We start from the raw sequence: 4,460 nt of genomic DNA, 5'->3' as shown, positions 1-4,460 counted from the left end.
ATAACACAGGGGTATTTCTTTTCCTCTATGCCCTAGTTGGCTTGGTTTACTTTTGGAAGCGACCTCTTTTTTATCCTTCTCTAAACCTACTACTTGTGGGGCTGATAGCCTACTACCTCGTTGTGGGTTGGCTTACTTAACATATTGCCACTTATATAACAGATTTTGTGTGCTTAGCACGTTAAAACGATATACTCTCTCAACGAGCATAATCTATGAACTATGCACATATTTTTTGGGTCGTACTTACAGTCTTGGGGATGACCAGCTGTGGGAAAAAAGATGCTCCGCTACAACCTCAAACTGATCAACGTACTAAGCATAATCAGTTAATCGATCAACAATTTACTGGCAATTGGAAGCTAACCAGTATTAGAACGCCGGAGCCAATTGATGCTAACTTAGATGGTATGGCATCCACTGATTTAATGACGGAGATTCCTAATCATGCGTATGTAATTGCTCAATTGAAAGTAAACTGGCTTACGCAAAAGAGGGTCTTTGCTGATGGTTATATACGCACGTATCCTGCTACCCAGACGAATGGCAGTACCGTTCAATACGTGGTTAATGGACGGACTTTGTTCTTCGATGTGAATGAGGATCGAACCCAGATTAGTCTAACAGACGAATCAGAAACGAAAACATATCCACTGACTTATACCAGCGCTGATGAATTTAGAATCGATGGGATTGAGCGCACTTACAACACCAAATCTGGCTGGAAAACCATTCCGACAACAAGCACCTATCAACGTATAAAGTAATAGTTTGTGATTGGTATAAAACCAAGAACAGCACGACTAATGATATTTGCTCCTTTCCGGCTTTATCTCATTAACATAAAAATAGTTATAGAACTACTCTAATAATAATGCAAATTATTGTCAGGTGATTTATTGTATTTTATGGGGGAAGCCTCATTCAAAAGGCGTTATATAGGGATTTGCTACGTCACTTAACTCATGCTCTTTTCCCGAGAAATACGACTCCTCTATCTACCTCTAAAGCACAGCCAAAATAAATAATTCACGCACAGGTGTGCAATCGAGAATCCGCACCCGCTTCTGTTACCAGCACAACTTGTAGAGGAGAAACAACGACTAAGTTGTAGAGAAAACAGCCTGGAGAAAGTAGCTCCGGGAGAAATCGTCTTTTACAGAAGACGAAACCATACATCCATGCGTAGTAAATTACCTATTTTTTTACTGAGCCTAAGCCTAACCAACGTAACGGCACTTCGGGCTCAGACACCAACACCATCAACACCCCAGGTACGTCCGGCGCCTATTATGAGTCGCTGGGAGAAGCAGATCACGGCCGAAAATGCCTGGCGCGAATATCCCCGTCCGCAACTGGTGCGTCAGCAGTGGCAGAACCTGAACGGCATGTGGGAATACGCCATTACGCCCAAAACCGCGCCACAACCTACCCGTTTTCAGGGGCAGATTTTAGTGCCGTTCAGCGTCGAATCAACCTTATCGAAAGTAACGAAATCACTGTCGCCGGATCAGCGGTTGTGGTACCGTCGGAACGTAACGATTCCCCGCGACTGGAACGGACAGCGCGTATTGCTGCATTTCGGAGCCGTCGATTACGAATGTAGTTTGTGGGTAAATGGTGGTCTGGTAGGTTCGCACACGGGAGGCTCCGACGCATTCTCGTTCGACGTAACGGATTTCCTCAAAGATGGACAAAATCAACTCGTACTGGGCGTAACAGACCCGACCTCAACGGGTGAACAGCCGCGTGGCAAACAATTGCTGAATCCGAACGGAATCTGGTATACACCCGTGTCGGGTATCTGGCAAACTGTCTGGATGGAACCCGTTGCGAAAGAGCGATACATGGAAGAAGTACGGTTGACGCCGGAAGTGGATTCTGGGCGCATTCGGGTAGAAGTGCTGACCGATAAACCGTCGACCAATCCGACCACGGCGATACGGGTAACAGCGCTGGACGGTCAGCAAACTATTGGGTCAACCATTGTTCGGGAAGGTCGCGTGGCGTATTTGCCCGTCAAAAATCCTAAACTCTGGTCGACAGAGAATCCGTTTCTGTACAATTTCCGGGCTGAACTGGTAACCGTCAAAGATCCATTTGAAGGTACGGCCAACAACAAACGCCCCCGCCGGAATGACGCCGAACAGACCGCGTACGCCAGCGCAACGGTAAATGGTAATCCGCTGGACGTAGTAACGAGCTATTTTGCCATGCGGAAAATTTCGGTTGGCGCCGGTCCGGTGGCTGGTCAGCCGGTACTGTTGCTGAACAACAAATTTGTGTTTCAGAACGGTCCGCTCGATCAGGGTTGGTGGCCTGCTGGATTACTCACCCCGCCTTCTGACGAAGCGATGGCGTTTGAGATCGATTTTCTGAAAAAGTCGGGTTTCAACATGCTGCGTAAGCACATCAAAATAGAGCCGGATCGGTATTATTACCTCTGCGACAAGCTGGGTATACTCGTCTGGCAGGATATGCCGTCGGGTTTTCTGGAAGGACAGAATGAACATCCCGGCGATCAGTACGAGCCGATACGTCGGTCGAAAGGGCGGGAGCAGTTTGAGCTGGAATTGCGCCGAATGATGAACCAACTGCATAATCACCCCAGCATTGTTACGTGGGTAGTGCATAACGAAGGCTGGGGGCAATATGAAAATGCGCGGATGGCGGCCTGGGTGAAAGGAATGGACCCAAGCCGGACGGTAAACGCCGTCAGCGGCTGGAATGACCGGAACTCAGGCGATTTTTACGACATTCACACCTACGAACCTGAGCCACGCGCTCCCGAAGCAAAAAGCAATCGGGTGGTTGTGATTGGTGAGTTTGGCGGGATTGGCTGGCCGGTTAAGGGGCATCTATGGAATCCGGAAATGAGAAACTGGGGCTACCAGACGTATCAGTCGGCCGATGACGTGCTGAAAGCGTATCAGAAGAAATACGCCAAAATCGTCGAGTACTATCAGAAACAGGCGCTCTCGGCGGCTGTATACACGCAGACGACAGACGTAGAGGGTGAAGTAAATGGGTTGCTGACCTACGACCGGGAAGTAATCAAAATTCCTGTCGAAACGCTACGTCAGATTCATGCGCCTTTGTTTAAATAGACGGAACTCCAACCTAAACGACCTTTTGTCATGCAACGTAGAACATTTCTGAATCAGGTGACTGGCGCAGCCGCTTCAGCGCTCGTACTCGGTCCATCGCTGGTGAGTCGAGCGCATGAGTACGCTGGGGCCGACGAACTGGCCAGACATAAAATTGCTGATATCAGCTATACCGAAGTGCAGTTGAAATGGCCCCGGTTTGTGGGTAAAAATGCCCGGCGCGATATTCATGGTTACGGGCCGAAAGTGACGGTCTGCACACTCACCACCGATCAGGGTGCCAAAGGGTGGGGATTGCCCAATGGTCGACGTAACGACGAACTGATTGCCTACGTCAAAGGCAAGTCAGTGGCGGAGTTATTCCAGCCTGCCGCTGGCGTTACCGACTCCAAAGCGCTGGCGTTCGACGTACCGCTGCACGATCTGGCCGGGGTCATTCTGATGCAGCCGGTTTATCAGATGCTTGGCCGGAAAAAGCCGATCCTGACCAAGTGCTACAGCGGCATGATTTATTTCGATGAACTCGAACCGAAAGAAGGGAAGGTTACTACGTTGGCGAATGGGCTTGATAAAATCATTGAAAACTGCACCAGCGATTACAAACTGGGCTATCGTCAGTTCAAACTGAAAGTGGGCCGGGGTAATATGTGGATGCCGAAAGACGCGGGTGTTCAGCGTGATATTGAGGTGACGAAGCTCGTGGCCAAAACGTTTCCCGACTGCGAAATTCTGGTAGATGGCAACGATGGCTTTACCATTGATACGTTGACTACGTACCTGAAAGGCATTGGCGATATTCCGTTATTCTGGGTGGAAGAACCGTTTGCCGAGAACGTAGCGGATTACCGGAAACTACGCGACTGGATGAAGGCCAATAAAGTCAAAACGCTGCTGGCCGATGGCGAATATGACCCCGACCAGAAATTGCTCCGTGAACTGGAAACACAAAAACTGATCGACGTACACATCACAGACATTATGGGTTATGGCTTTACACCCTGGCGGAAACTCATGCCCGAACTGGAAAAGATGGGAATTCAATCGTCTCCGCACGCATTCGGTGAAGTACTCAAAACCAACTACACGGCCCACCTGACGGGCGGATTGGGCAACACCGTAACGATTGAAGGCGTGCCGTGTACCTGCGAAGACATTGATTTCGGCGATTACAAAATCGTAAAAGGCCAACTAGTGCCTCCCTCAACGCCGGGTTTTGGTATGAAGTTACTCAAGACGGTTTAACGTAGTAAGGGTTTTACGTATGCCTTCTGTGGTGTCGGGGTGTGAAAAACCCCCATTTTTGTTTGGGGCAAATTAGGGTGGTGAAAAACCACAACAAACAACAACCAAAAA

3 protein-coding genes are annotated in these 4,460 nt (G+C 48.9%); all 3 read left to right on the top strand.

The window, feature by feature from the left end:
• Positions 1 to 215: 215 nt before the first annotated feature.
• The 3 genes from ACOJS8_RS28025 to ACOJS8_RS28015 all read left to right on the top strand — a co-directional run bounded on the left by ACOJS8_RS28025 (position 216) and on the right by ACOJS8_RS28015 (position 4,349).
• Positions 216 to 767 carry a hypothetical protein gene (locus ACOJS8_RS28025; RefSeq protein ID WP_420151866.1) on the top strand — a complete coding sequence of 184 codons (552 nt, stop codon included), beginning with the start codon at positions 216 to 218 and terminating at the stop codon, positions 765 to 767.
• Between the two features lie 414 nt (positions 768 to 1,181).
• The gene (locus ACOJS8_RS28020; protein WP_420151865.1) at positions 1,182 to 3,107 is read left to right on the top strand and encodes a glycoside hydrolase family 2 protein; all 1,926 of its coding nucleotides are present in this window, start codon (positions 1,182 to 1,184) and stop codon (positions 3,105 to 3,107) included.
• 30 nt (positions 3,108 to 3,137) lie between these two features.
• A complete protein-coding gene (locus ACOJS8_RS28015) occupies positions 3,138 to 4,349 on the top strand; it encodes an enolase C-terminal domain-like protein (protein ID WP_420151864.1) in 1,212 nt (403 codons plus the stop codon).
• The last annotated feature ends 111 nt before the right edge of the window (positions 4,350 to 4,460 follow it).

It is taken from the genome of Spirosoma sp., assembly GCF_048594605.1.
Classification (GTDB): domain Bacteria; phylum Bacteroidota; class Bacteroidia; order Cytophagales; family Spirosomataceae; genus Spirosoma.
This window is presented reverse-complemented; position numbering and strand designations above follow the sequence as displayed.